The following is a 23,117-nucleotide window of genomic DNA, read 5'->3' as shown; positions in this document are numbered from 1 at the left end:
ATACTTATGTACTCATTATACCAGATCTCAAAGATCAGGGAACTTTTTTCGAACTATGATCACCCTCACCTATCGCATCGAGACCTCGGCTAGCATCGAGGCGTTGGCGGCCAAGATCGCCAGCGACCAGTCGACCGGAACCTTCGTCGCGCTGGCCGGCGAGACTGAAGAGCTCAAGGCGCGGGTAGCGGCGCGCGTCCTGGCGATACGGCCTCTGCCGGACGGCGATCGCCCGTCCCTTCCCGAGGCCAGCGACGGACCCTTCAAGCGCGCCGATGTCGACATCGCGTTTCCGCTCGATGCCATCGGCACCGACCTTTCGGCGCTGATGACCATCGCCATCGGCGGCGCCTTTTCGATCAAGGGGCTGTCCGGCATTCGCATCGTCGATCTGAAGCTGCCGGAGGAATACAGGGGCGCGCATCCAGGTCCGCAATTCGGCGTCAAAGGCAGCCGCCGGCTGACCGGTGTCACCGATCGCCCGATCATCGGGACGATCGTCAAGCCGGCGCTTGGATTGCGCCCGCACGAGACGGCCTCAATGGTGGATGAGCTGATCGCCGCCGGCGTCGATTTCATCAAGGACGACGAGAAGCTGATGAGCCCGGCCTATTCGCCTCTGTCGGAACGGGTCAAGGCAATCATGCCGCTGGTCCTCGACCACGAGCAGAAGACCGGCAAAAAGGTCATGTATGCCTTCGGCATCTCGCATGCCGACCCCGACGAGATGATGCGAAACCACGATCTGGTGGCGAAGGCCGGCGGCAATTGCGCCGTGGTCAACATCAACTCCGTCGGCTTCGGCGGCATGGCCTTCCTCAGAAAGCGCTCCAGCCTGGTGATCCACGCCCACCGCAACGGCTGGGACATTCTCACCCGCCACCCCGGCCTCGGCATGGACTTCAAGGTCTGGCAGCAATTCTGGCGGCTGCTCGGCGTCGATCAGTTCCAGATCAATGGCATCGCCTCGAAATACTGGGAGCCGGACTGGTCCTTCGTCGAGTCCTTCAGGGCGGTGACCACCCCGATCTTTTCGCCTGATGATTGCGCGCTACCGGTGGCCGGCTCCGGCCAGTGGGGCGGACAGGCCCCCGAAACCTTTGAGCGAACCGGCCGAACGGTCGATCTTCTCTATCTCTGCGGCGGCGGCATCGTCAGCCATCCAGACGGGCCGGGTGCCGGCGTCCGCGCCGTGCAGCAAGCCTGGCAGGCGGCGGTCGATGGCATCCCGCTGGCGGAGTTCGCCCTGACCCATCCCGAATTGGCGCGGTCGATCGAGAAATTCGGCGACGGCAAAGCGGCCTGAGCAGCGACGCTATGCAAAACCTGCTTCTCAGTTATTATGGCGACGACCTCACCGGCTCGACCGACGTCATGGAGGCGCTTGAGCTCGGCGGTATGCCGACCGTGCTGTTCATGCACCAGCCGGACGAGGCCCTGCTTTCGCAGTTCAGGCATTGCCGTGCCATCGGCCTCGCCGGCACCAGCCGAAGCGAGACGCCGCAGTGGATGGACACGCATCTGCGGGGCGCCTTCGCCTGGCTGAAGACCCTGAACGCCGATATCTGCCACTACAAGGTCTGCTCGACCTTCGATTCCAGCCCGGCGATCGGCAGCATCGGCCGGGCCATCGAGATCGGCCGCTCGGTTTTCAGCCAAGCCAGCGTGCCGCTGGTGGTCGGCGCGCCGCAGCTCAAGCGCTACACCGCCTTCGGCCATCTGTTTGCGGCCTACCGCGAAAAATATTTCCGTATCGATCGCCATCCCGTGATGAGCCGCCACCCGACCACGCCGATGGATGAGTCGGACCTGCTGATCCATCTGTCGCGCCAGACGGATCTCAGCTCGGGCCTGGTCGACCTAGCGACGCTGCAGTCGGCGTTCCGCTCGGAAGCGTTCGATCGCCTGATCGAGAATGGCAGCGATATCGTGCTCTTGGATGTCGACAGCCGCGAGACTCAGGCGCTTGCGGGCAAGGAGATATGGCGCGTTCGCAGGCCTGGCGGCACTTTCGTCGTCGGCTCTTCGGGCATCGAATATGCGCTGCTGGCTGAATGGGCGTCTGACGGGATTGTCCGTGCCGAGCCCGGCTTTTCGCCCCCGGGTGCGGCCGACCGGATCGCGGTGGTCTCGGGCAGTTGCTCGCCGACAACGGAGCGGCAGATACGGCATGCTTTGACGGACGGTTTCGACGGGATCGAGGTGGATCCCGTCGAGCTGGTTTCTGAGGCCTCCGGCGACGCGATTGCGCGCGCGGTCTTCACCGGACGCGCCAGCTTGGAAGCCGGACGCAGCGTCGTCCTCTACACGGCGCTTGGACCAGCAGCCGACCGGGGCGCTGAAATCGACCGGCAGGAAGGCGCCCGCCACAAGCTTGGTCGCGGCCTCGGCGAGCTTCTTCGCGAGCTGACGATCGAGCAGAAATTGCAGCGCGTGGTCATCGCCGGCGGCGATACGTCGAGCCACGCACTCGGCCAGATGGGCGTCGATGCGCTGACGGTGCGGATGCCGCTGCCCGCCTCGCCGGGCTCGCCGCTTTGCGTCGCCCACTCGCGCGTCAAGGCAATCGAAGGACTGGAGGTCGCGCTCAAGGGCGGGCAGGTCGGAACCGATCGCTATTTCTGCGCCATCCGCGATGGGCTCGGCGGTTGACAGAAGGCGCGCTGGATTTGACCGATCTCACGATTTCTTGAACACTGCCCGGTTACCAACGCGCGATGCCTGTCCCACATAAACCGCCGTATGCGTAGCGGCGGGGCAGCGCACAACGCTCAATCCGGGGCTGGCCACGGCTCCGCGAGTGAACCAGCGGGATGCCGCGATGTCATTCAGACCGCTGCTTGGTGACGGACGGATTCGGAGCCAGGAGGAGAAGTCGGAGCCCCTGCAAACCGCGTCATGGGGTAGCTCCTCGATCGTTTTCGACAATCGGCGATGGGCGTGCCGGGAGGCGGAGCTCCGCTGGACAGCCCCTCATCATCTGATCGTGCTGACCGAAGAAGGCGGAACGTCCCACACATCTATCCGGCACGAGGCAAGATCCCTCTACGACGGGATGGACCGGCCCGGAGCCCTCACCTTCGTCCCCGCAGGCGCGGAGCGGCTCGGCTTTTATCGCGAGGTAAACCTCTCCTATTCAGCCTTGTGGATCGATCCCGATATCGGGCTTCCAGGATGCGAACGCCTGAGAGACCTGCCGATCCTGGTGAACAAGAAAGACATAGTCGTCGCCACGCTCCTGAGTTCGCTTCGCGACGAGATGGCACTCGGCCACAAGCCGGACACTGCCTATGTCGAGCATCTGGTCGCCCTCGTCAGCCTCCGCGTGGCCAACCTGAACCGGGAGCAACACCCGTCCATACGTCACGGCTGTCTCAGCCGTCGGGCGCTTGGTCGAGTTCGGGCTTACATCGATGCACATATGAATTCCGACATTTCGCTAAGCGAGCTGGCAGCCGTCGCGGGAATGGCCGTCGACAGTTTTGCGCGCCGATTCAAGGCGACGACCGGCCTTGCGCCCTATGCCTATGTGATCGAGGAACGGGTGCGGCGAGCGGAGATACTGCTGCGCGAAACGGGTTTGTCGATCGGTACCATTGCCTTTCGCCTCGGCTTTTCAAGCCAGAGCCACTTCACCACGACCTTCCGGCGCCTCAGAGGCATGACGCCTCGGCTCTATCGGGTGAATTCTTCTCCGGAATTCTGACATTGCCGCCGGTTTCTTGAAAGAAAGCCGCCGCGCGCATCCCCAGCTCCAGTGTCGACGAGTGACAGAACTGCGACTGGGAGATCATGCATGGCCAAAACAGACATCAGGAGCGGGCCGACGCGTCGAACGGTGCTGGAGGGCGGGGTGGCGACCGGCGTGCTCCTGGCTACCGGTATACCGGCAGCCGCAGAGCCGGCCGGCACCGTCACGGCGGCCGCCTCGCCCACGCCGTTACCGACGATGCCGATGTCCCTGCGGATCAACGCGAAGGATTTTGCCGTCGAGCTCGACCCGCGGACGACGCTGCTCGATGCTCTGCGCAACCATCTCGGCCTCACCGGCTCGAAGAAAGGCTGCGACCACGGCCAGTGCGGCGCATGCACGGTGCTCGTCGATGGGCGCCGGATCAATTCCTGCCTGACGCTTGCCGCAATGCATGAAGGCGACGAGATCACCACGATCGAGGGCCTTGCCGAGGATGACCGGCTGCATCCGGTGCAGGCCGCCTTCGTCGCCCGCGATGGTTTCCAGTGCGGCTACTGCACGCCGGGCCAGATCTGCTCCGCTGTCGGCATGCTGGGCGAGGCCAAGGCCGGCTGGCCGAGCCATGCGAGCGCCGACGTAGCGGCGGCTTCCGTCGCTCTCACCGATGCCGAGATCCGCGAGCGGATGAGCGGCAACATCTGCCGTTGTGCCGCTTATCCGAACATTGTCGCTGCAATCCGCGACGCGGCAGAGGAGGCGTGAGCAATGCAATCCTTCACTTATGAACGTGCGGCAAGTGCCGAGCAGGCAGCCGCCGCGGTTGCGGCCCGACCGGACGCCAAGTTCATCAGCGGCGGCACCAACCTGCTCGACCTGATGAAGCTCGAGATCGAGCGCCCAGCGCATCTCGTCGACATCAGCCGGCTGCCGCTCGATCGGATCGAGGAGACGGCGGAAGGCGGACTTCGGGTCGGCGCCCAGGTCCGCAACAGCGATCTCGCCGCCGATCCGCGGGTGAGATCACGCTACCCGATGCTCACGCAAGCGCTGCTGGCGGGAGCGTCCGGCCAGATACGCAACAAGGCCTCGACCAGCGGCAATCTCCTGCAGCGCACGCGCTGCCCTTATTTCTACGACCGCAACATGCCTTGCAACAAGCGCGAGCAGGGCTCAGGCTGCGCGGCGCTTCAGGGCTTCAACCGTATGCATGCCGTGCTCGGCGCGAGCGAAGCCTGCATCGCGGTGCATTCCTCGGATATGGCGGTCGCCATGTCCGGGCTCGACGCCAGGATCGAGACCATATCGCCCGGCGGCGAGACCCGCACGATCCCGATCGGTGATTTCCATCGATTGCCCGAGGCGACGCCCCATGTCGAGACCGTGCTCGGCCACGGCGAGATGATCGCCGCGGTCACCCTGCCGTCCCCGCCGCCCGGCCGACAGGTTTACCGCAAGGTGCGCGACCGTGCCTCCTACGCCTTCGCGCTGGTGTCGGTGGCGGCAATCGTCGAGACGAGCGGCGATCGTATCCGAAGCGCGCGAATCGCCATGGGCGGCGTGGCCGCGAAGCCCTGGCGCGCGACGGAGGCGGAGCGGACGCTCGCAGGAGCGGCGGCGTCCGACGGCGCCTTTACCGACGCAGCCGAAGCCGCGCTCGCCGGAGCCGTCGGGCATGGCGGTAATGATTTCAAGATCCCGCTGGCGAAACGGACGATGCGGCACACGCTCGCTGCTGCCGCCGAGAGTGCGTGAGGTGACACGATGACAGAGACGAAGACCAGCGAGAACCGTCCTTCCGAACCACGCAATGGCGTCATCGGGCGCCCGATCGACCGCATCGACGGTCCGCTCAAGGTGACGGGCGATGCCACCTACGCCTACGAGAATGCGCTGGATGGTACAGCCTATGGCTATATTCTCGGCGCCGCCGTCGCCAAGGGGCGCATCGCCGAGATCGACACGGCCGAAGCCGAACGGGCGCCGGCAGTGCTGCTGGTCATGACGCACCGGAATGCGCCGGCCCAGCCGGATTTCGGCCCGGCGGTCACGCCGACCGTGCCGGAGGTCTTCACACGCGCCCGGCCCGCGCTCAACAGCGAGCGGGTGCGATATTACGACGAGCCCGTCGCGCTTGTTGTCGCGGAGACGTTCGAGGCGGCCCGCGCTGCTGCGGGCCTCATCAAAGTGCGCTACGACGAGGCGCCGGGCGTCTATGATTTACCGGGACATAAGGCCGACGCCTACGCACCAAAACGGACCAATGCCGGCTTCGAGACCGACAGCGTGGTCGGCGATTTCGAGAGCGCCTTTGCGGCGGCTCCGGTCAAGATCGATGCCACTTACCGGACCCCCTTCGAACATCACAATCCGATGGAGCCCCATGCGACGCTCGCCGCCTGGTCAGGCAACGAACTGACGATCCATACATCGGCGCAGACTTTAGCGAATTTCCGGGCGGGAGTCGCCAGCACGCTTCGCATCCCGCCCGAGCGTGTGCGCATCGTGAGCCCCTTCATCGGCGGAGGCTTCGGCTCCAAGCTGATTGCCCATGCCGATACGATCCTGGCCGCGCTTGCAGCGCAGTTTCTGCAGCGCCCGGTGAAGATTGCGCTGACGCGACAACAGATGTTCGCCAATGCCGGTCACCGCGCAGAGATGATCCAACAGGTGCGTCTCGGCGCGGACACCAACGGGCGGCTCACCGGGATTGCGCACGATGTCTGGTCCGCAACGTCCAGCTTCGAGGAATACTGCGAGCAAACCGCAGTTTTTGCCCGCTCGCTCTATGCGGCGCCGGACCGGGTCACCCGTCATCGCCTGGTTCCGCTGGATATCAACCGCGGCGAATGGATGCGCTCGCCCGGTGAAGCGCCCGGCATGCTGGCTTTCGAATGCGCCATGGATGAGCTCGCCGAGCGGCTCGGCCTGGACCCGATCGAACTCAGAATCCGCAACGAACCGGCACAGGATCCCGAGCGCGGAGTGCCGTTCTCCACCCGCAATCTCGTCGCCTGCATGGAGGAAGGCGCCCGCCGTTTCGGTTGGGTGCGGAGAGAACCGACGCCGGGCCGCACCCGAGAGGGCCGGAAGCTCATCGGCTACGGCATGGCGGCGGCGATCCGTCCGAACTACATTGGCGCGGCGACGGCGCGGGTTGCGATCGACCGGGACGGTCGGGTGACGGCGCGGCTCGACATGACCGATATTGGAACCGGCACTTATACGATCCTGACCCAGATTGCTGCGGAGAGCCTCGGCGTGCCGATCTCGTCCGTCAAAGTGGAGCTCGGCGACAGTCGCTTCCCGCGTACCGCCGGCTCCGGCGGGTCCTGGGGCGCGGCGAGCGCGGGTTCGGCGCTGCATAACGCGTGCAATGCTCTCAAGCAACGGATCCTGGAGGCGGCGCAGTCGAGCGAAGCCTCGCCGTTGCGCGGCGCGAACGCCACCGAGGCGAGCTTTGCCGACAGCGAGGTCAGGGTCGGCCAGCAGTCGGCAGGCCTGGCCGATCTCATCCGGAGGATCGCTCCCGCGGGGTTCGAGGCCGAAGGCTCCGTGGCCCCAGGCGCTACCACCGAGTCATACAAGGCTTACTCGCAGCATTCCTATGGAGCGCATTTCGCCGAGGTCGCTGTCGATTGCGATACCGGTGAGATCCGCATGCGCCGGATGCTGGCTGTGATGGGCGCGGGCCGTATCCTCAATGCCAAGACCGCGCGCTCGCAAATCATCGGCGGCATGACGTGGGGGATCGGCGCGGCGCTGATGGAGCAGACGGTGCTCGACCCGCGCTACGGCCACTTCGTCAATCACGATCTTGCCGAGTATCACGTCCCGATCAACGGCGACGTCCCCGAGATGGAGGTCGTCTTCCTCGAGGAACATGATGACAAGGCCAATCCACTTGGCGCGAAGGGTCTGGGCGAGCTCGGCGTCTGCGGTGCGGGGGCTGCTGTCGCCAACGCCATTTACAACGCGACCGGCGTGCGAGTGCGTGAATTTCCCATCACCTTGGACAAGGTTCTGCCTGCCTTGCCCGTGATCGCCATTTGACGCTGCAGGTTGCCCGCGCCTCTCTTGCCCTCATGCGGAACCGATCGATATTTCTGCGCCATCCGCGATGGACTCGGCGGTTGACAGCATCGCCCTCCCCTTCCATACAAACTCCGTCAATGTTCTCAGGGCGGGGTGAAAGTCCCCACCGGCGGTAAGGGTTTCGGCCCAAGCCCGCGAGCGCTTTCCGGTTAGCCGGAGGGGTCAGCAGATCCGGTGTGATTCCGGAGCCGACGGTCACAGTCCGGATGGAAGAGAACGAACGGAAGACGGTCCGCTTTCGCGGTCGGATTCCGTATCGTGCGTCCTGATTCTGGTTCGAAACGGAAGGATGGACCCATGAATCAGCATTCCCAGAAAGACTATGAAACGATCCGCGTTGCCGTCATTCGCGCGCGCTGGCACGCCGACATCGTCGACCAGTGCGTCGAGGCGTTCCAGGCCGAACTTGCGGTTCTTGGAGAGAAACGCTTTGCCGTCGATGTCTTCGATGTGCCGGGCGCCTATGAGATTCCGCTGCATGCCAAGACGCTTGCCGAGACCGGTCGCTATGCAGCGATCCTCGGCGCGGCATTTGTCGTCAATGGCGGCATCTACCGGCATGAATTCGTGGCGGGCGCGGTCATCGACGGCATAATGAACGTGCAACTGTCCACCGGGGTGCCGGTGCTTTCGGCGGTGCTCACCCCGCACAACTACCATGACAGTGCGGACCACCACCGCTTCTTCTTCGAGCACTTCCAGGTCAAGGGCAAAGAGGCAGCCAATGCCTGCGTTCAGATCTTGGCCGCGCGGGAACGTATCGCCGCGTGAAATGTCAGTCCCCGGGTGGAAATCCCGGTAACACGCTGTACTATCTGCGAAAATACCGAAATCGGGAGGATGCAGGTGCAGACCAAGAAGATCATCAATGACGGCAACCGCACCGTCGACGAGATGCTGGAAGGCATCCTGGCCGCGCATCCCCGCCATCTCACAAGCGCTGAGGGAAGTCCGCGCTCCATCATCGCCCGCGATGGGCCGCGGGACGGCAAGGTCGGCCTCGTCATCGGCGGCGGCTCGGGCCACGAGCCGACCTTCCTCGGTTTCGTCGGCAAGGGGCTGGCCGACGCGGCCGCGATCGGCAATGTTTTCGCCTCGCCGCCGCCGGACCCGATCCTCGAATGCGCCAAGGCGGCCAGCGGCGGTGCCGGCGTGCTGTTCATGTATGGCAACTATGCCGGCGACGTGATGAATTTCGACATGGCCGCAGAGATGGCGGCGATGGATGACATCGAGGTGCGCACCGTGCTGACCACTGACGACGTGGCATCGGCGCCGCGTGACCAGCGGCACAAGCGGCGCGGCGTTGCCGGCAATTTCTTCATCTTCAAGGCTGCCGGTGCCGCCTGCGACCGGATGCTCTCATTCGATGAATGCGAGCGCATCGCCCGGAAGGCGAACGACCATACTTTCACCATGGGGGTGGCGCTGTCGCCCTGTTCGCTGCCGCAGACCCGCCGGCCGAATTTCGAGATCGGGCCGGACGAGATGGAGATCGGCATGGGCATTCATGGCGAGCCGGGCATTGCGCGGGGAAAACTGAAAACAGCCGACGAGATCACCGACGAGATGCTGGACAAGATCGTCGACGAGATGGCGCCGGCGCGTGGCGACAAGGTCGCCGTGCTCGTCAACTCGCTCGGCTCGACGCCGCTGATGGAACTCTACATCATGAACCGGCGCGTGAAGCGTCGGCTGGATGACATCGGCGTGTCAGTTCACGCGACCTGGGTCGGCAATTATTGCACCTCGCTCGAAATGGCCGGCGCCTCGGTGACGCTGATGCATCTCGACGACGAATTGCAGACGATGCTCGACCATCCTTGCGACTGCGCCATGTTCCGCGCCGGCTGAAAGCAGCATTCATGACATCCATCGACACAGCCGGCTTGAAAACTATGTTCGATGCGATCGCGGTGGCGATCGAAGCCGACAAGGACAGGCTCTGCCAATTAGACGGTGTCATCGGCGACGCCGATCATGGCATCGCCATGGCGCTCGGCTTTGGCGCAGTGCGCGATGCGCTCGCTTTGCTGGACCTCGCGGCGACCGAGCCGACAGCTCTCCTCAACACCGCGGCGAAATCGTTCCTCAACGCCGTCGGCGCTTCGTCAGGTCCGCTCTATGCGACGGCCTTCATGCGTGGTGCGGCTGCCGTCAAGGGCAAGACGACCTTGGCGGGTGCCGATTTCATCGCCCTGTTCCAGGCGATGGCGCAAGGCATCCAGGATCGCGGCAAGGCCGAGATCGGCGAGAAGACGATGGTCGACGCCTGGCTGCCGGCGGCGCAAGCAGTGGCGGCCGCGCATGCCTCAGGCAAGACCCTGTCCGAAAGTCTCGCAGCGGCGCTTCAAGCAGCCGAACGGGGCGCCGAGGCGACCAAGGAGATGATCGCCGCGAAGGGCCGCTCGTCGCGGCTCGGCGAGCGATCGCTCGGGCATATGGACCCCGGCGCCGCATCGGCCGTCACCGTGATTGGCGCGATGCGGAAAAGCCTGGGTTAGAGCAATTCCAGGAAAAGTGTGAAACGGTTTTCCGTCCGGAATTGCGCAAAAACAAAGAGATAGAGCGGTTCGGCGTTTCCGTGAAACGATGAAGCGCTCTAGCCCAGCTTCGCTGCGTCGAGCCTGTCGATCGCCTGGACATTGCCGGCCGATGGTCCCTTTTCGTCGAACTCCGATGCGAGCCAGGCGTCGACGATCGACTTGGCCAGTTCCGGGCCGATGACGCGGGCGCCCATGGTGATGATCTGGGCATTGTTGGATTTCGCCGCGCGCTCGGCGGAGTAGGTGTCGTGGGTGAGTGCTGCGCGAATGCCGGGCACCTTGTTGGCCGAGATGGAAACGCCGATGCCGGTGCCGCAAAACAGGATGCCGCGATCGTTCTCGCCGTCGAGGATGGTCTGGGCGAGCTTCTGCGACAGGTCGGCATAGTAGCCGGCCTGGCTGAGGTCGCTGACGGCGAGGCCGGGTTTGGTGGCGAGATGCGCGGCAATGACGTCGAGCAGCGGCTTGCCGGCGCTGTCGGCTCCAATGGCTATTTTCATGGTCGTGTCCTTTCCTGACTGAATGCTTTTAGATTGGTTCAGATCGCCGCCGAGGCGCGTCCGAGGATGTCGATATAGCCTTCCGCCTGCCAGGCGGAGCGGCCGATGAAAAGCCCGTCGATATGGGGTTGGCCGATTAGTTCGGCGGCATTTTGCGGATTGACGCTGCCGCCATAAAGCACCGGCGGTATGGCCGGCAGAAGATCGCTGGCGATCTTCTTGATCAGCGCCTGCTGCCGGCCGGCATAGTCAGAGCTTGCCGGAATGCCTTTGTCGCCGATCGCCCAGACCGGCTCGTAAGCAAACAGGATTTTTTCTCCCCTTGCCTCGCCTTCGAGGAATTGCAATGCGCCTTGCACCTGCGCGGTCAGCACTGCATTGGCCCGCCCGTCTTCGCGCTCGGCAAGCGTCTCGCCGACGCAGATCAGCGGTATCAAACCATGCTTCACCGCCGCTGCGGTCTTGAGGCCGACCGCATTGTCGGTCTCGCCGAAATGTTCGCGCCGTTCGCTATGGCCGAGCTCGACGAGGTCGAGCCCGCAATCCGTCAGCATCACCGGCGAGATCTCCCCGGTCCAGGCTCCGGCGTCAGCCCAGTGCATGTTCTGGGCACCGACCTTGACCCGCGTTGTCGCCAACGCCTTCTTGACCTCGCGGACCGCCGTGAAGGGCGGGATGACGAAGGGTTGGATGCGGTCGTCGAAACCGGGGACGAACCCCGCCAGCGCCTTGGCGAATTCAGTCGCCTCGGCAAGCGTCTTGTTCATTTTCCAGCTTGTGCCGACCCAGTAAACCATGCGTCCTCCTTCTAGAGCCTGTTCCATCCCGCGTAGCGGATGGGGCTCTATCTTCTTCTTTGACCATGATCTTTTCCGAAAACCGGTTCCCACTTTTCGGGATCATGGTCTAGTCCTTCTCGACTAGTGTTAGCGAAACGCCGGCGCCATCCAACACCTCGCGCATCTGGGGTTCCAGTTCGCGACCTGTGAAGACGGCGTCGAACGCCTTGAGATCGGTCAGGAAATGCAGCGCCGTGCGGCCGAACTTACCGTGATCGACCAGCAGATATTTACGCGCGGCGGCGGCCATCATCAGCCGCTTGGTATGGACCACTTCCTGGTCCTGGTGGAAGGCGGAAGCGCCGTGGATAGCCGACGACGACAGGAAGGCCACATCGGCGCGCAACGATCTCAACGTGTCCTCGGCAAGCAGGCCGAAGAAACCGTGAAACTTCTTGCTGTACTGGCCACCGAGCGCGATCAGGGTGATCCCGCCAACGCCTGCCAGATCCTGTATGACGGCCAGATTGTTTGAGATCACCGTCAGCGGGCGGAGATCCGCAAGGTGGCGCGCAATGCCGCCGGCGGTCGAGCCGTCGTCGATGATCACCGTCTGGCCCGGCTCGATCATCGCCACCGCGGCAGCCGCCAGGCGCTGCTTCTCCTCACCGGCCTGCTTCTGACGGTAGCGGAAATCGCTTTCGAACAGGCCGCTCGGCTGGATCGAGGCACCGCCGCGCACCTTGCGCAGGAAGCCGCTTTCCTCGAGTTCGTCGAGGTCGCGATGGACGGTCATCTTCGATACACCGAAGCGCGTGGCAAGGTCATCGACGCTGGCCGTGCCAGTATCCATCAGAAAATCCATGATGCCTTGCCGCCGGCCGTCGCTCTTCATTGTCCAGCCTGTTCCCTGAATCCGGCTCGTTGCGAGTCCACCGTGGCGGAAACGGCGAGCCACAGCCATTATAACAGAGTAAATCGCATATGCGTCAAATTTTTTGTGATGATGTTACATTTCTTTGGGATATTACTCGCTTCTGATTGCTGTCCTGTAACAAGAATTGCTCCCGGCGCCTTGGCCAAAGGTTGCGGTTCTCTGGAAATCCGGCCAGAAGCATCAGTGGGCTGAACGACGACCGGACGGCTCGCAACCATAGGCTTGAAACCAAATACGGGAGACTATTGGGTGGCTCGCATCACATTGAGACAATTGCTCGACCATGCCGCCGAACACGGCTATGGCGTGCCTGCGTTCAACATGAACAATATGGAACAGGGCCTCGCCATCATGGAGGCCGCCGAGGAGACCAAATCGCCTGTCATCCTGCAGGCGAGCCGCGGCGCCCGCGCATATGCCAACGATGTCGTGCTGGCCAAGCTGATCGACGCGCTGGTCGAAATCCATCCCGATATCCCGGTCTGCATGCATCTCGACCACGGCAACAACGAGGCGACCTGCGTGACCGCGATCCAGTACGGCTTCACCTCAGTGATGATGGACGGGTCGCTGAAGGAAGACGGCAAGACGCCGGCCGATTACGATTATAATTCGGGCATCACGCGGCGCGTCGTCGACATGGCGCACTGGGGCGGCGTGTCGGTGGAAGGCGAGATCGGCGTTCTCGGGTCCCTGGAGATGGGCGGCGGCGAACAGGAAGACGGCCACGGCGTCGAAGGCGCCGTCAGCCACGACCAGTTGCTGACCGATCCGGAGCAGGCGGTGCAGTTCGTCAAGGACACGCATGTCGATGCGCTGGCCGTCGCCATGGGCACCAGCCACGGCGCCTACAAGTTCTCGCGCAAGCCGGACGGCGCGGTTCTGGCCATGAACGTGATCGAGGAGATCCATCGCCGGCTGCCGAACATGCACTTGGTCATGCACGGCTCGTCGTCGGTGCCGGAAGAGCTGCAGGAGATCATCAACAAATATGGCGGCCAGATGAAGCCGACCTGGGGCGTGCCGGTCGAGGAGATCCAGCGCGGCATCAAGCACGGCGTGCGCAAGATCAACATCGACACCGACAACCGCATGGCGCTGACCGGCGCGATCCGCAAGGTGCTGACTGAGAACCCGAGCGAATTCGACCCGCGCAAATATCTGACGCCGGCAATGGCCGCGATGAGGAAGCTGTGCAAGGAGCGCTTCGAGCAGTTCGGCACTGCCGGCAACGCTCCCAAGATCAAGCCGCTGCCGGTCTCGGAAATGGCCAAGCGCTACAAGTCGGGCAGCCTCGATCCGAAATTCGGCTGACGTATTCTGGTTCTGAACAGGAGCCGCATCGGCTCCTGTTCATCTATCCTGCTCGCGGCAGGAGAGCGGCTCTGCCGGTCTCGATAAACGGCGCCCAGTAGTCGACCGACTCGCGGATCATGGCGACGACCTGATGGTCGACCGGCTCGCGTTCGCGAAACGACAATTCCAGGCAGATCTCGTTGTCGACGCCGCCGCCGCGGCGAACCGTCTCCAGGAATTTTTCCGGTGTGATGCGGCCGTCCTTGTTGTAGGCGGCAATGAACGGCCAATGACCGCCCTTATTCATCGAGGACTGCTTGATGTGGATGATCGGCGATACTTTGGGAAACGCTTCGGCCCAGGCATAGGGATCGATGTCTTCCGGATTGCTCGACGTGACGTCGCCATGGTCGATATCGACCATCATCTCCATCGGGATGGCCATGCCGGCTGCTTCGATCTCGCTCTGCAGGGCCCGGCAGCTCTCGATCGTGTGGCCGAATTCACGGCCGACCGACATCGGCTCCCAGAAGAGGTAGCTCAAACCGGCCGCCTTGGCATGCTCGGCAACCTCGCGCCAGCATTCCAGCGCGATGTCGAAAAGCCGCGCGCGACGCTCCGGATTGTCGAAATCCCTGTGCGTGAAGATCGCAAACTGCGTGCCCATGCCGCTGGCGCCGAGCTCGGCGGAAATATCGGCAAAGGTCTTGAACCAATCGACATAGTAGCGGCGCACATCGGCGTCAGGGTGGCCGAAATGATTGAGCCTGCCGTAGGGGCCGGTCATCCCCGACGTCACGCGCACACCGGTGCGGTCGAGCGCGGCGCGGAACAGGTGGAGGAATTTCGAGATCGTCGCCGCCGGCCAGCCGGGATTGACGAATTCATGCGTCAGCTGCACGTCTCTGATGCCGATGTCGTAAGCGATCGCATCGATCAGATCGTCCGGTTCGGCAAAGCGATTGACCAGCGGATTGGTGTTGAGGGAAAGCGTAAAGGCCATCAGCTTGCTTTCACCAGCCGGCTCGCGCACCAGTCCTCGAAAGTGGTTCTTTCTGCGGCGGACAGATGCAGCGCATGCTTGGTGCGCCGTTCGAGAATATCGGCTGATGTCAGCGCCCATTCGTGCTCGAACAAATAATTGGCTTCGCGTTCGAAGAAATCCTTACCGAAGCACCGCCCCAGGTCGGTGAGCGACTGGGCCGCACCGACCAGAACCCGCGTCCTGGTGCCGTAGAGCCGGCCATAGTGCTTGACCAGCGACGCCGGCATCCAGGGATATTCGCGGCCGAGATCGCCGAGAAACTGCTCGAAGTCGGCGTTGGTGATATCGCCACCCGGCAGATAGCTTTTCGACGTCCATGGCTTGCCCATTTTCGGAAAGAACGGGGCGATCTTGTCCAGCGCGTGCTCGGCCAATTTGCGGAAGGTGGTGATCTTGCCGCCGAAGACGGAGAGCAGCGGCGCCTGCCCGGCCGATGCGTCAAGCTCGAAAATATAGTCGCGCGTCACCGCGCTCGGATTGTCGGCGTTGTCGTCATAGAGCGGCCTGACGCCCGAAAACGAGTAAATGACATCGCTGCGGGCAAGCCCGCGTTTGAAGTAGCGGTTGACCACCTTGATCAGGTAGTCGACCTCGCTGGCATCCGCCGCTACGTCTTCCGGCCGCCCATCATAGGGAATGTCGGTGGTGCCGATCAGCGCCAGATCGTTCTGGTAAGGATTGATGAAGATAACGCGCTTGTCGCTGTTCTGGACGAGATAGGCCTGCCGCCCTTCCCAGAATTTCGGCACGACGATGTGGCTGCCCTTGACCAGGCGCACGTTCCGCTTGGAATTCTGGCCGGCCACGCGGTTGATGATATCATTGACCCACGGCCCGGCGGCGTTGATCAGCGCCCGCGCCCGAACCGTGGTCCTGACGCCGGTTCGGCTGTCGCGCATCTCGACCGACCACAGGTCGTTTTCACGGCGGGCGGCGGTGCAGGCGGTTCGCGTAAAGACCTTGGCTCCGCGCTCCGCCGCATCGAGCGCATTGATGATGACGAGACGGGCGTCGTCGACCCAGCAGTCGGAATATTCGAAACCGCGCTTGAACGCGTCCTTGATCGGCGCGCCTTCGGGCGCGGTGCGCAGGTTGAGCGTTCGGGTGCCCGGCAGCCGCTTGCGGCCGCCGAGATGATCGTAGAGGAACAGGCCGAGCCGGACCAGCCAGGCCGGCCGGTCGTCAGGGCTGTGCGGCAGCACGAAGCGCATCGGCCAGATGATGTGGGGAGCGGATTCGAGCAGCACTTCGCGCTCGATCAACGCCTCGCGCACCAGCCGGAACTCGTAATATTCGAGATAGCGCAGGCCGCCATGGACGAGCTTTCCGGATCGCGAACTGGTGCCTTCGGCAAGATCGTCTTTTTCGCACAGAATGACAGAAAGGCCGCGGCCGGCTGCGTCGCGCGCGATGCCGGCGCCGTTGACACCGCCGCCGATGACGAAGAGGTCGACGATTTCAGTGGCGCCGCTCATCTCGCCGGATCCTCTATGCGTAACAGGTACTTCATGGCTGCTGCGCTTTCAGCATGGATTGATAGGCGGGAGACCGGCGATAAAGCGACGCACCTCTTCGGCGGCCTGCTCGGCGGCATAGGTCACCGTGCGCACGGAGGCACCGGCGATATGCGGCGTCAACGTGACGTTCGGAAGCTGCAGCAGCGGCCAGTCGGCAGGCACCGGCTCGACCGCGAACGTCTCCAGCATGGCGCTGCCGATGTGTCCCGAGACGAGAGCATCGTATAGCGCGTCGTAGTCGACCAGCGGCCCACGCGCGGTGTTGATGAAGATCGCCCCGGGTTTCATCCGCGCGATGGTGTCCTTGTTGATCAGTCCGCGGGTCTCTTCGGTTACTCGGGAATGAAGCGTGACCACATCGGAGCGGGACAGGAGATCGTCGAGCGCGACTAACTCGACGCCGGCATTGCGGTCTTCGGCGCTCAGTTGCACATAGGGATCGGAGACCAGGATGCGGCATCCGAAGGCGCGCAGCAGGCGGACCAGCCTGGTGCCGATGTTGCCATAGCCGATGACGCCGACAGTCATTTCGTTGAGCTCGCGGCCGGTGCGGTCGGCCCGGTAGAGATCGCCGCGCCATTCCCCCTTGCGTAGGGCTTCGTGCCCGACCCGGATCAGTCGCGTCTCGGCAAGGATAGCGCCTATGGTGAACTCGGCCACAGCACTCGCATTGCGTCCCGGCACGTTGACGACGGTGATGCCGTGGGCCTTGGCGGCGGCCATGTCGATGTTGATCGGGCCGCCGCGCGATACCGCAACCAGCTTCAGCGTGGGCAGGCGTTGCATCATGGTCTCGGAGAGCGGCGCAAGCTGGGTGACGAATATCTCGGCATCCCCGATGAAATCGACAACCTCGTCCGGATCGCCAAAATATTCCTTGACCTTGTCGAGGCCGAGCGCCGCATTGCCGAATTCCATCGGCTCGTCGGGCCATGCCGCCTCAAGCGTACGGATGTCGAGATTGTCGCCGCAGGCCTTCTCGATTTTCTCGCGAAACACTTCGGGAAGCATGAAGCGGTCGCCAATGATTGCAATCTTCTTACGCATGCTCGACTTCTCAGTTTGCCCTGGATGCGGCCATCGACCGCCAGACCGGCCGCAGCGCCTCATGCGCCAATGTGTAGGACGGAACCGCCCGCTCGTAGATCGCGGCAAGTTCTCGGTCGCTCGGCTCCGCCGCGCCAAGCAGCGGCGTGACCCATTCGCCGACGCATTCATCCATCGACTTGTATTGGCCGACGCAGACCGCAGCGATCATCGCGGCGCCCGCAGCACCGGCTTCCTCGCGTTGGCTGGTGCGAATGGCCGCGCCGACGACAGCACCCAGGATCTTGCGCAGAGCCGGGCTTCTGGCTGCACCGCCGGTCAGCCGGATTTCGCTCGGCAGCGGCCCCATGGCGGCATAGCAATCGCGCGACGCGAAGGCCAGTCCCTCGAAAACCGCGCGGACCATGTCGGCGTAGCCGTGCCGTGACGAAATGCCGACGAAGCCGGCCCTTGCATTGGCGTCGACGAACGGCCCCCGCTCGCCGGCCTCCGACACATAGGGCTGATAGAGCAGCGACGCCGGCTCGGATGACGATATCCATTCATCGACCAGCGCGATCATCTCGCCATTGGTGCGCGTTATGCCTTGCGAGGCGAGTATGCCGGAGGCGAGGCTAAGGACCCAATCGATGTTGAGTGTCGCCGCCATGTTCGACTGCATCTGCGCAAAGACGCCGGGCACCGGCATCGTCATCGTGTAGCCGGTCGCGGCTTCGTTGAGCAGCACCTCGTCCGGCGTCTGCGCAAGCCGCATATGCATGCCGGTGGAGCCGATGATGGAGCAGCCGGGCTTGCGCTCGCGGTCGAGCAGGCCGGCGCCGAGCGCGGTGCAGGCCACGTCGACATAGGCCAGCACCACCGGCGTGCCGGAAAGCAGCCCGGTCGCTTCGGCAGCCGCCGCCGACAGGCCGGCGCTGTGCCTGGTGCCGTCGACGATCGGCGGCAGCAGATGCCTGAGATCAGTGACGCCGAGCACCTCAAGCACATCGTCGCTGTAACCGCGCGTGCGGAAGTCACCGAAGGTGAAGGTCCCTTCCGACGGGTCGGTGGCGCGCTCGCCGGTCAGCTTGTAATAGAGCCAATCCTTGCAGTGGAACGCCGTCGCCGCCTTGCCAAGCATTTCGGGCATGTTGCGCTTCATGAAGGCGAACTGCGGTCCCTGCTGGCAGGCGGCCAGACCGCTGCCGGTCTTTTCGAAGCGCAGCCGATCCTCCGGTCGCGCCCGGATCTCCTCTACGACCCCTGCAGCGCGCGCGTCGAGCCACAGCCAGCCCTTCGAGACCGGCTCACCGTCCTTGTCGATCAGCCAGGTGCCATCACCTTGTCCGGTCACGGCGATCGCGATGGTGCGGCTGGCGAGGTCCGGCACCTTGTCGGCAAGCTGGCGCAAGGTGGTCGCGGTATCGGCCCAGGTGCGCGCCAGATCCTGCTCGGCGCCGCCGCCCGGCAACGTCTCATACCGGTTCGGCACCGCCGCGGCCGCGAGCTGCCGGCCCGCCGTGTCGAAGGCGACCGATTTGATGACAGACGTGCCGGCGTCGATGCCGATCAGCACATCCCGCATCAGGCAAGCTCCATGCCGTGCGAAATGGCCATGCCGCTGGACTGATCGAAGACGTGCAGGTTTTTCGGATCGATGCTGATATTGATCGGCGCGCCAAGCTCCAGCCGGGTCCGGTCATGCTCGACCAGGACGAGCGAGCCGCCGGCGAAATCCGCCGCTATATGCGTCTGGTCGCCGAGCCACTGGTTGGCCGAAACCGTGGCCGGCACGCCGTCCTTCGAGCGGCGAACCGCGTAGGGCCTGATGCCGATGACGACCCGCTCCCGCTTGAGCAATTCGTCGCGAACCGAGCCGCTGAACGCGTCCTTGTCATAGTCGAGCGAAAGTCCGTCGGGCAGCCGCAGGTTGATCTTGTCGGCAGCCGTGCCGACATAGGCCTCGAAGACATTCATCGGCGGCTCGCCGACGAAAGTGCCGGTGAACAGGTTGGCCGGCCGCTGCTTGAGCATGTCGGGCGTGTCGAACTGCTGCAGCACGCCGCCTTCCATCACCGCGATCCGGTCAGCAAGCGCGTTGGCCTCGGTCTGGTCGTGGGTGACGAGGATCGCGGTCAAACCGCGCTCCTTGATGAAGTGCTTGATGCGGCCGCGCAGGACGGCGCGAAGTTGCGGCTCGAGCTGGCCCATCGGTTCGTCCAGCAAATGCAGATCGGCCTGCCGGATCAGCGCCCGGCCGAGGCTGGCGCGCTGCTGCTGGCCGCCGGAGATGGAGCTCGGATAGCGCTCAAGAATATCCTCGATCTCGAGCAGCTTGGCGATGCTGGCAACCTTCGCATCAACCTCACTCTTCGGCAGCTTGGCCGCCTTCAGCGCAAACGCCATGTTCTCGCGCACGGTCAGCGGCGGATAGAGCGAATAGCCCTCGAATGCCATCGCCACATTGCGCTTGACCGGCGCCAGCGTGTGCACCTTGCGGCCGGCAACCGAGATGGTGCCGCGCGAGACCTCTTCGAAGCCGGCGATCATGCGCAAAGTCGAGGTCTTGCCGCAACCGGACGAGCCGAGCAGAGCGACGATCTCGCCCTTGTCGATTTCGATCGTCAGATTCTGGACGGCATGCACGCCCCTATCGATCGGACCGTAGAACTTGTCGACGCCTGAAATGGCGAGTGCGCTCTGGCTCATGCCGCTTCTCCGCTGCGCAAATTGACGACGTTCTTCGAGCCGATACGGTCGCCACTGGCACGATCGAACAAAAGGGCGCTTTTGCCGTCGACGGCGATGTGGGCCCTGCCTTCGCTCTGACCCGGTGTTCCGGCCGGCCGGGAGACCAGGATCTCGCGGCCGCGCACGGTGCGCACCAGCGTGACGATCTTTTCGTTGAGCGGCGTCTCGGCCTCGACCGTCACCGGTATGGCGGCCGGCGTGCTTTCATCGACGAAGCTCAGCGCTTCCGGCCGCAAGCCGATCACGCAATCGCGGCCGACCGTCGCGTCATAGGCGCCTGTCAGATGGACCTGGACGTTCGACAGGCCGACATAGATGCCCTTGGCATCGCGCGACGGCTTGACGTCGAGCAGGTTGATGGTTGGATCGCCAAACAGCCGCGCGATCTCGATGTTCGCCGGCTCACGATAGATCTGCTCGGGCGTGCCGAGCTGCTTGATGACGCCTTGCGACATCACCGCGATGCGATCGCCGAGCGCCATGGCCTCCTTATAGTCCTGGGTGACGTAGACGACCGTCGCGCCGCGGTCGGCCAGCAGCCTCGGCAGTTCGAGCCGCATTTCGAAGCGCAGCTTGGCATCGACGTTGCGCAGGGGATCGTCGAGCAGGAGAACCGGCGGCGAGCCGACCAGAGCGCGGGCGAGCGCGGTGCGCTGCTTCTGGCCGTTGGACAGCGCCCGTGGCTTATGGCTGAGCACATGGCCGATCTTGAGCAGCTTGGCGACGCTTTGGACGCCCGCCTTGATCGCACTTTGCGACGAACGGCTGGCTTCCAGCGGTGTCGCAATATTGTCGAAGGCGGTCATGTGCGGAAACAGCGCGAAATTCTGGAACGCCATGCCGACGCCACGGAACTCGGCATCGAGGTCGGTCATGTCTTCGCCGCCGATGAAGATCTTTCCTTCATCGGGGTCGATGACGCCGGCGACCAGCCGCAACAGCACTGTCTTGCCGGCGCCGGACGGTCCGAACAGGACCAGGGTTTCGCCGTCGGCGACGGTCAGTGACAGATTGTCGAGAACAGTCTGGCTCTTGTAGCGCTTGACGACGTTTCGCAGTTCGAGGCTGGCCATGAGAACTATCCCTTTACCGCGCCGAGCGACAGGCCTTCGACGAGATAGCGCTGCGCATAGAGGGCGAGCGCCAGCGTCGGCGTGATCGACAGCACGATCGCCGCCGAGATCTGGCCATACTGGATGCCGGAGGAAGTGATGAAAGCCAGGGCGCCAACCGTCACCGGCTGCTTGTCGGCCGAGGCGAGCACCAGCGCGAAGACGAAATTGTTCCAGGCGAAGATGAAAGCGAGCAGGCCGGCGGCCGCAATGCCCGGGCCGGCGAGCGGCAGCGCGATCTTGCGGAAGGTCGCGAACCAGGAATGACCGGCAATGCGATAGGCGTATTCGATATCGGCCGGGATGTCCTCGAAATAGCCGCGCACGATCCACAGGATCAACGGCAGGCAGATCAGCTGATAGACCCAGATCAGCCCGATATAGGTGTTGGCCAGTCCAAGCTTCTGGAAATAGAGGGTCAGCGGCAGGAGCACCAGCAGAGCCGGCGCAAACCTGAACGACAGCAGCGTGAAGGCGATGTCTTCCGAGCCGCGAAACTTATGCCGCGCAAAGGCGTAGGCCGCGGGAACGCCGAGCAGCAGCGCGACAGCGACCGAGGTGACCGACAGGAACACCGAATTCCAGAGGTTGCGCATGAAGGCGATGTCGAGCGTGCCGGCCGCCGTCGTCAGCTTTCCGGTGATGAGCGCAGTGTAGTTGGCCAGCGTCGGCTTGAAGACAAGCTGCGGCGGAATCCGCAGGATGGTCTCGTTGGTCTGGAACGACATCATGAAGATCCAGACGATCGGGAACATGAAGAAGATCACGACCAGCGTCAGTGCTATGCCGCGCAGGATGCGTTCGAGAAGCGAGGTGTGTTCCATCTCAGCCTCCTATGCCTGGCCGCGGGCGCGTTCGCGCAGGCGCAGCCAGTTCTTGATGAAAATATTCGACAGGAAATAGGTGATCGCCCACAGGATGATCATCAGCGCCGCCGAGCGGCCGACATTGGTAGATTGGAAGAAGTTGAGATACGCCTCGACCTGGAAGACGGTCAGCGTGTCGCCCGGACCGCCCTGGGTCATGGCATAGATGATGTCGAACTGCTGGATGGAATCCAGCAGGCGGAACAATGTCGCCGTCAGGATGTAGGGCGTCAGCATCGGCAAGGTAATGCGGAAGAACACGAAACTCCTCGGCACGCCGTCAAGCGCTGCCGCCTCGAAGGGCTGCGTCGGCAGGCTGCGCAGGCCGGCAAGCAGCAGGATCATGATGAAGGGCGTGTAGACCCAGATGTCGACGAGGACCACGGTGAAAAGTGCGGTCGACGGCGACGAGGCCCAGCGGAAATCCTGCAGTCCGATCAGGCTGGCGAGATAGCTCAGCACGCCGAAGCCGGGATTGGTCATCAGCTTCCACATCAGCGCGGCGAGCGCCGGCGCCGTCATCAGCGGCATCAACAGCATGATCGAGATGAAGTTGTTCAGCGTCGAGCGCTTCTGCAGCAGCAGGGCGATGCCGAGACCGAGGAGCAGTTCGAGCAGGACGGTGATACCGGCATAGAGCAGCGATATCTCCAGCGTGTTCCAGAACCTCGGGTCAGTGAAAAAGGAGATATAATTGTCGCCCCAGTTGAACTGCCGCGCCCAGGGCTGGCTCAGCCGGTAGCGCTGGAACGAATAGACGACCGATGTGAAGAACGGGATCAGGATGCCGATGCAGACGAGCAAGGCTGGCAGGCTGAGCACATAGGGCAGCACCCTCTTGCTGATCCTGAAGCCGGAAGGTCTGTTTCTTTGCATTGTCGCCGCAGTCATCGTGGCTCACCCGTCATCTCTGTTGCTTCGCCCTGCCGGCCGCCCAGGGAGCTAGGCGGCCGGTT

The 23,117-nt window shown here is 63.6% G+C and carries 21 protein-coding genes and 1 riboswitch; of the genes, 10 read left to right on the top strand and 11 right to left on the bottom strand.

Annotation, left to right across the window (positions count from 1 at the left end; translation table 11 throughout):
- The first annotated feature begins 55 nt into the window (after positions 1-55).
- The 9 genes from oiaX to dhaL all read left to right on the top strand — a co-directional run bounded on the left by oiaX (position 56) and on the right by dhaL (position 10,290).
- Entirely contained in the window at positions 56-1,306 is a 1,251-nt protein-coding gene (gene oiaX, locus EOB36_RS02410; RefSeq protein WP_095483857.1) for a 3-oxo-isoapionate-4-phosphate decarboxylase OiaX, read from the top strand.
- An 11-nt stretch (positions 1,307-1,317) separates the two neighbouring features.
- Positions 1,318-2,652 (top strand): four-carbon acid sugar kinase family protein, encoded by a 1,335-nt coding sequence (locus EOB36_RS02405; protein WP_128284208.1) that lies wholly within the window; start codon positions 1,318-1,320, stop codon positions 2,650-2,652.
- 169 nt (positions 2,653-2,821) lie between these two features.
- On the top strand, positions 2,822-3,706 hold the full coding sequence (locus EOB36_RS02400; protein WP_128284207.1) for an AraC family transcriptional regulator: 885 nt from the start codon (positions 2,822-2,824) through the stop codon (positions 3,704-3,706).
- A gap of 90 nt (positions 3,707-3,796) precedes the next feature.
- On the top strand, positions 3,797-4,456 hold the full coding sequence (locus EOB36_RS02395) for a 2Fe-2S iron-sulfur cluster-binding protein (protein ID WP_128284206.1): 660 nt from the start codon (positions 3,797-3,799) through the stop codon (positions 4,454-4,456).
- A 3-nt stretch (positions 4,457-4,459) separates the two neighbouring features.
- Entirely contained in the window at positions 4,460-5,446 is a 987-nt protein-coding gene (locus EOB36_RS02390) for a xanthine dehydrogenase family protein subunit M (RefSeq protein ID WP_095483853.1), read from the top strand.
- Positions 5,447-5,455: 9 nt separating this feature from the next.
- Entirely contained in the window at positions 5,456-7,744 is a 2,289-nt protein-coding gene (locus EOB36_RS02385; protein ID WP_128284205.1) for a xanthine dehydrogenase family protein molybdopterin-binding subunit, read from the top strand.
- Positions 7,745-7,861: 117 nt separating this feature from the next.
- A riboswitch (FMN riboswitch) is annotated at positions 7,862-8,008 on the top strand.
- Positions 8,009-8,083: 75 nt separating this feature from the next.
- Entirely contained in the window at positions 8,084-8,557 is a 474-nt protein-coding gene (locus EOB36_RS02380; protein WP_095483851.1) for a 6,7-dimethyl-8-ribityllumazine synthase, read from the top strand.
- A 75-nt stretch (positions 8,558-8,632) separates the two neighbouring features.
- On the top strand, positions 8,633-9,640 hold the full coding sequence (locus EOB36_RS02375) for a dihydroxyacetone kinase subunit DhaK (RefSeq protein ID WP_128284204.1): 1,008 nt from the start codon (positions 8,633-8,635) through the stop codon (positions 9,638-9,640).
- Between the two features lie 11 nt (positions 9,641-9,651).
- The gene (gene dhaL / locus EOB36_RS02370) at positions 9,652-10,290 is read left to right on the top strand and encodes a dihydroxyacetone kinase subunit DhaL (RefSeq protein WP_128284203.1); all 639 of its coding nucleotides are present in this window, start codon (positions 9,652-9,654) and stop codon (positions 10,288-10,290) included.
- Between the two features lie 98 nt (positions 10,291-10,388).
- Here the strand turns inward: dhaL and EOB36_RS02365 are convergent, their stop codons facing one another.
- The 3 genes from EOB36_RS02365 to EOB36_RS02350 form a co-directional block, all read right to left on the bottom strand.
- Positions 10,389-10,832: an RpiB/LacA/LacB family sugar-phosphate isomerase gene (locus EOB36_RS02365; RefSeq protein ID WP_095483850.1), complete on the bottom strand. Its 444-nt coding sequence runs from the start codon at positions 10,830-10,832 to the stop codon at positions 10,389-10,391.
- A gap of 38 nt (positions 10,833-10,870) precedes the next feature.
- Complete coding sequence (locus tag EOB36_RS02360) at positions 10,871-11,629, bottom strand: triose-phosphate isomerase (protein WP_127203681.1); 759 nt, start codon at positions 11,627-11,629, stop codon at positions 10,871-10,873.
- 109 nt (positions 11,630-11,738) lie between these two features.
- Positions 11,739-12,506: a DeoR/GlpR family DNA-binding transcription regulator gene (locus EOB36_RS02350; protein WP_127203680.1), complete on the bottom strand. Its 768-nt coding sequence runs from the start codon at positions 12,504-12,506 to the stop codon at positions 11,739-11,741.
- A gap of 291 nt (positions 12,507-12,797) precedes the next feature.
- Here EOB36_RS02350 and fba point away from each other — a divergent pair, with 291 nt between their 5' ends.
- Positions 12,798-13,862 carry a class II fructose-bisphosphate aldolase gene (gene fba, locus EOB36_RS02345; RefSeq protein ID WP_095483847.1) on the top strand — a complete coding sequence of 355 codons (1,065 nt, stop codon included), beginning with the start codon at positions 12,798-12,800 and terminating at the stop codon, positions 13,860-13,862.
- Positions 13,863-13,905: 43 nt separating this feature from the next.
- On the opposite strand, the gene EOB36_RS02340 is transcribed toward fba, so the two are convergent.
- The 8 genes from EOB36_RS02340 to EOB36_RS02305 are packed head-to-tail and all read right to left on the bottom strand — an operon-like array spanning position 13,906 to position 23,052.
- Positions 13,906-14,847, bottom strand: coding sequence for a TIM barrel protein (locus EOB36_RS02340; RefSeq protein WP_127203679.1), 942 nt, complete (start codon positions 14,845-14,847; stop codon positions 13,906-13,908).
- Positions 14,847-16,364, bottom strand: a complete 1,518-nt coding sequence (locus EOB36_RS02335; RefSeq protein ID WP_127203678.1) for a glycerol-3-phosphate dehydrogenase — start codon at positions 16,362-16,364, stop codon at positions 14,847-14,849. Before EOB36_RS02335 ends, EOB36_RS02340 begins: the two co-directional genes overlap by 1 nt.
- A 48-nt stretch (positions 16,365-16,412) precedes the next feature.
- Positions 16,413-17,453, bottom strand: a complete 1,041-nt coding sequence (locus EOB36_RS02330; protein WP_128284202.1) for a 2-hydroxyacid dehydrogenase — start codon at positions 17,451-17,453, stop codon at positions 16,413-16,415.
- A gap of 10 nt (positions 17,454-17,463) precedes the next feature.
- Positions 17,464-19,017, bottom strand: a complete 1,554-nt coding sequence (locus tag EOB36_RS02325) for an FGGY-family carbohydrate kinase (RefSeq protein ID WP_128284201.1) — start codon at positions 19,015-19,017, stop codon at positions 17,464-17,466.
- Positions 19,017-20,141, bottom strand: a complete 1,125-nt coding sequence (locus EOB36_RS02320) for an ABC transporter ATP-binding protein (RefSeq protein WP_126103398.1) — start codon at positions 20,139-20,141, stop codon at positions 19,017-19,019. Before EOB36_RS02320 ends, EOB36_RS02325 begins: the two co-directional genes overlap by 1 nt.
- Entirely contained in the window at positions 20,138-21,256 is a 1,119-nt protein-coding gene (locus EOB36_RS02315) for an ABC transporter ATP-binding protein (RefSeq protein ID WP_128284200.1), read from the bottom strand. The genes EOB36_RS02320 and EOB36_RS02315 overlap by 4 nt, the downstream gene beginning before the upstream one ends.
- Before the next feature lie 5 nt (positions 21,257-21,261).
- A complete protein-coding gene (locus EOB36_RS02310) occupies positions 21,262-22,119 on the bottom strand; it encodes a carbohydrate ABC transporter permease (protein WP_127203673.1) in 858 nt (285 codons plus the stop codon).
- 9 nt (positions 22,120-22,128) lie between these two features.
- Complete coding sequence (locus tag EOB36_RS02305) at positions 22,129-23,052, bottom strand: sugar ABC transporter permease (RefSeq protein WP_126103401.1); 924 nt, start codon at positions 23,050-23,052, stop codon at positions 22,129-22,131.
- Between the last annotated feature and the right edge of the window lie 65 nt (positions 23,053-23,117).

The sequence above is a fragment of the Mesorhizobium sp. M6A.T.Cr.TU.017.01.1.1 genome (genome assembly GCF_004023115.1).
In the GTDB taxonomy this organism is placed as follows: domain Bacteria; phylum Pseudomonadota; class Alphaproteobacteria; order Rhizobiales; family Rhizobiaceae; genus Mesorhizobium; species Mesorhizobium mediterraneum.
This window is presented reverse-complemented; position numbering and strand designations above follow the sequence as displayed.

Excerpts from the sequence above, each read along its gene's own strand:
- EOB36_RS02385 (WP_128284205.1), top strand. The coding sequence starts at position 5,456 with ATGACAGAGACGAAGACCAGCGAGAACCGTCCTTCCGAACCACGCAAT.
- oiaX (WP_095483857.1), top strand. The coding sequence starts at position 56 with ATGATCACCCTCACCTATCGCATCGAGACCTCGGCTAGCATCGAGGCG.
- EOB36_RS02325 (WP_128284201.1), bottom strand. The coding sequence starts at position 19,017 with ATGCGGGATGTGCTGATCGGCATCGACGCCGGCACGTCTGTCATCAAA.
- EOB36_RS02350 (WP_127203680.1), bottom strand. The coding sequence starts at position 12,506 with ATGAAGAGCGACGGCCGGCGGCAAGGCATCATGGATTTTCTGATGGAT.
- EOB36_RS02335 (WP_127203678.1), bottom strand. The coding sequence starts at position 16,364 with ATGAGCGGCGCCACTGAAATCGTCGACCTCTTCGTCATCGGCGGCGGT.
- EOB36_RS02400 (WP_128284207.1), top strand. The coding sequence starts at position 2,822 with ATGTCATTCAGACCGCTGCTTGGTGACGGACGGATTCGGAGCCAGGAG.
- EOB36_RS02305 (WP_126103401.1), bottom strand. The coding sequence starts at position 23,052 with ATGACTGCGGCGACAATGCAAAGAAACAGACCTTCCGGCTTCAGGATC.
- dhaL (WP_128284203.1), top strand. The coding sequence starts at position 9,652 with ATGACATCCATCGACACAGCCGGCTTGAAAACTATGTTCGATGCGATC.
- EOB36_RS02330 (WP_128284202.1), bottom strand. The coding sequence starts at position 17,453 with ATGCGTAAGAAGATTGCAATCATTGGCGACCGCTTCATGCTTCCCGAA.
- EOB36_RS02360 (WP_127203681.1), bottom strand. The coding sequence starts at position 11,629 with ATGGTTTACTGGGTCGGCACAAGCTGGAAAATGAACAAGACGCTTGCC.
- EOB36_RS02390 (WP_095483853.1), top strand. The coding sequence starts at position 4,460 with ATGCAATCCTTCACTTATGAACGTGCGGCAAGTGCCGAGCAGGCAGCC.
- EOB36_RS02405 (WP_128284208.1), top strand. The coding sequence starts at position 1,318 with ATGCAAAACCTGCTTCTCAGTTATTATGGCGACGACCTCACCGGCTCG.
- EOB36_RS02340 (WP_127203679.1), bottom strand. The coding sequence starts at position 14,847 with ATGGCCTTTACGCTTTCCCTCAACACCAATCCGCTGGTCAATCGCTTT.
- EOB36_RS02380 (WP_095483851.1), top strand. The coding sequence starts at position 8,084 with ATGAATCAGCATTCCCAGAAAGACTATGAAACGATCCGCGTTGCCGTC.
- EOB36_RS02365 (WP_095483850.1), bottom strand. The coding sequence starts at position 10,832 with ATGAAAATAGCCATTGGAGCCGACAGCGCCGGCAAGCCGCTGCTCGAC.
- EOB36_RS02310 (WP_127203673.1), bottom strand. The coding sequence starts at position 22,119 with ATGGAACACACCTCGCTTCTCGAACGCATCCTGCGCGGCATAGCACTG.
- EOB36_RS02395 (WP_128284206.1), top strand. The coding sequence starts at position 3,797 with ATGGCCAAAACAGACATCAGGAGCGGGCCGACGCGTCGAACGGTGCTG.
- EOB36_RS02320 (WP_126103398.1), bottom strand. The coding sequence starts at position 20,141 with ATGAGCCAGAGCGCACTCGCCATTTCAGGCGTCGACAAGTTCTACGGT.
- EOB36_RS02315 (WP_128284200.1), bottom strand. The coding sequence starts at position 21,256 with ATGGCCAGCCTCGAACTGCGAAACGTCGTCAAGCGCTACAAGAGCCAG.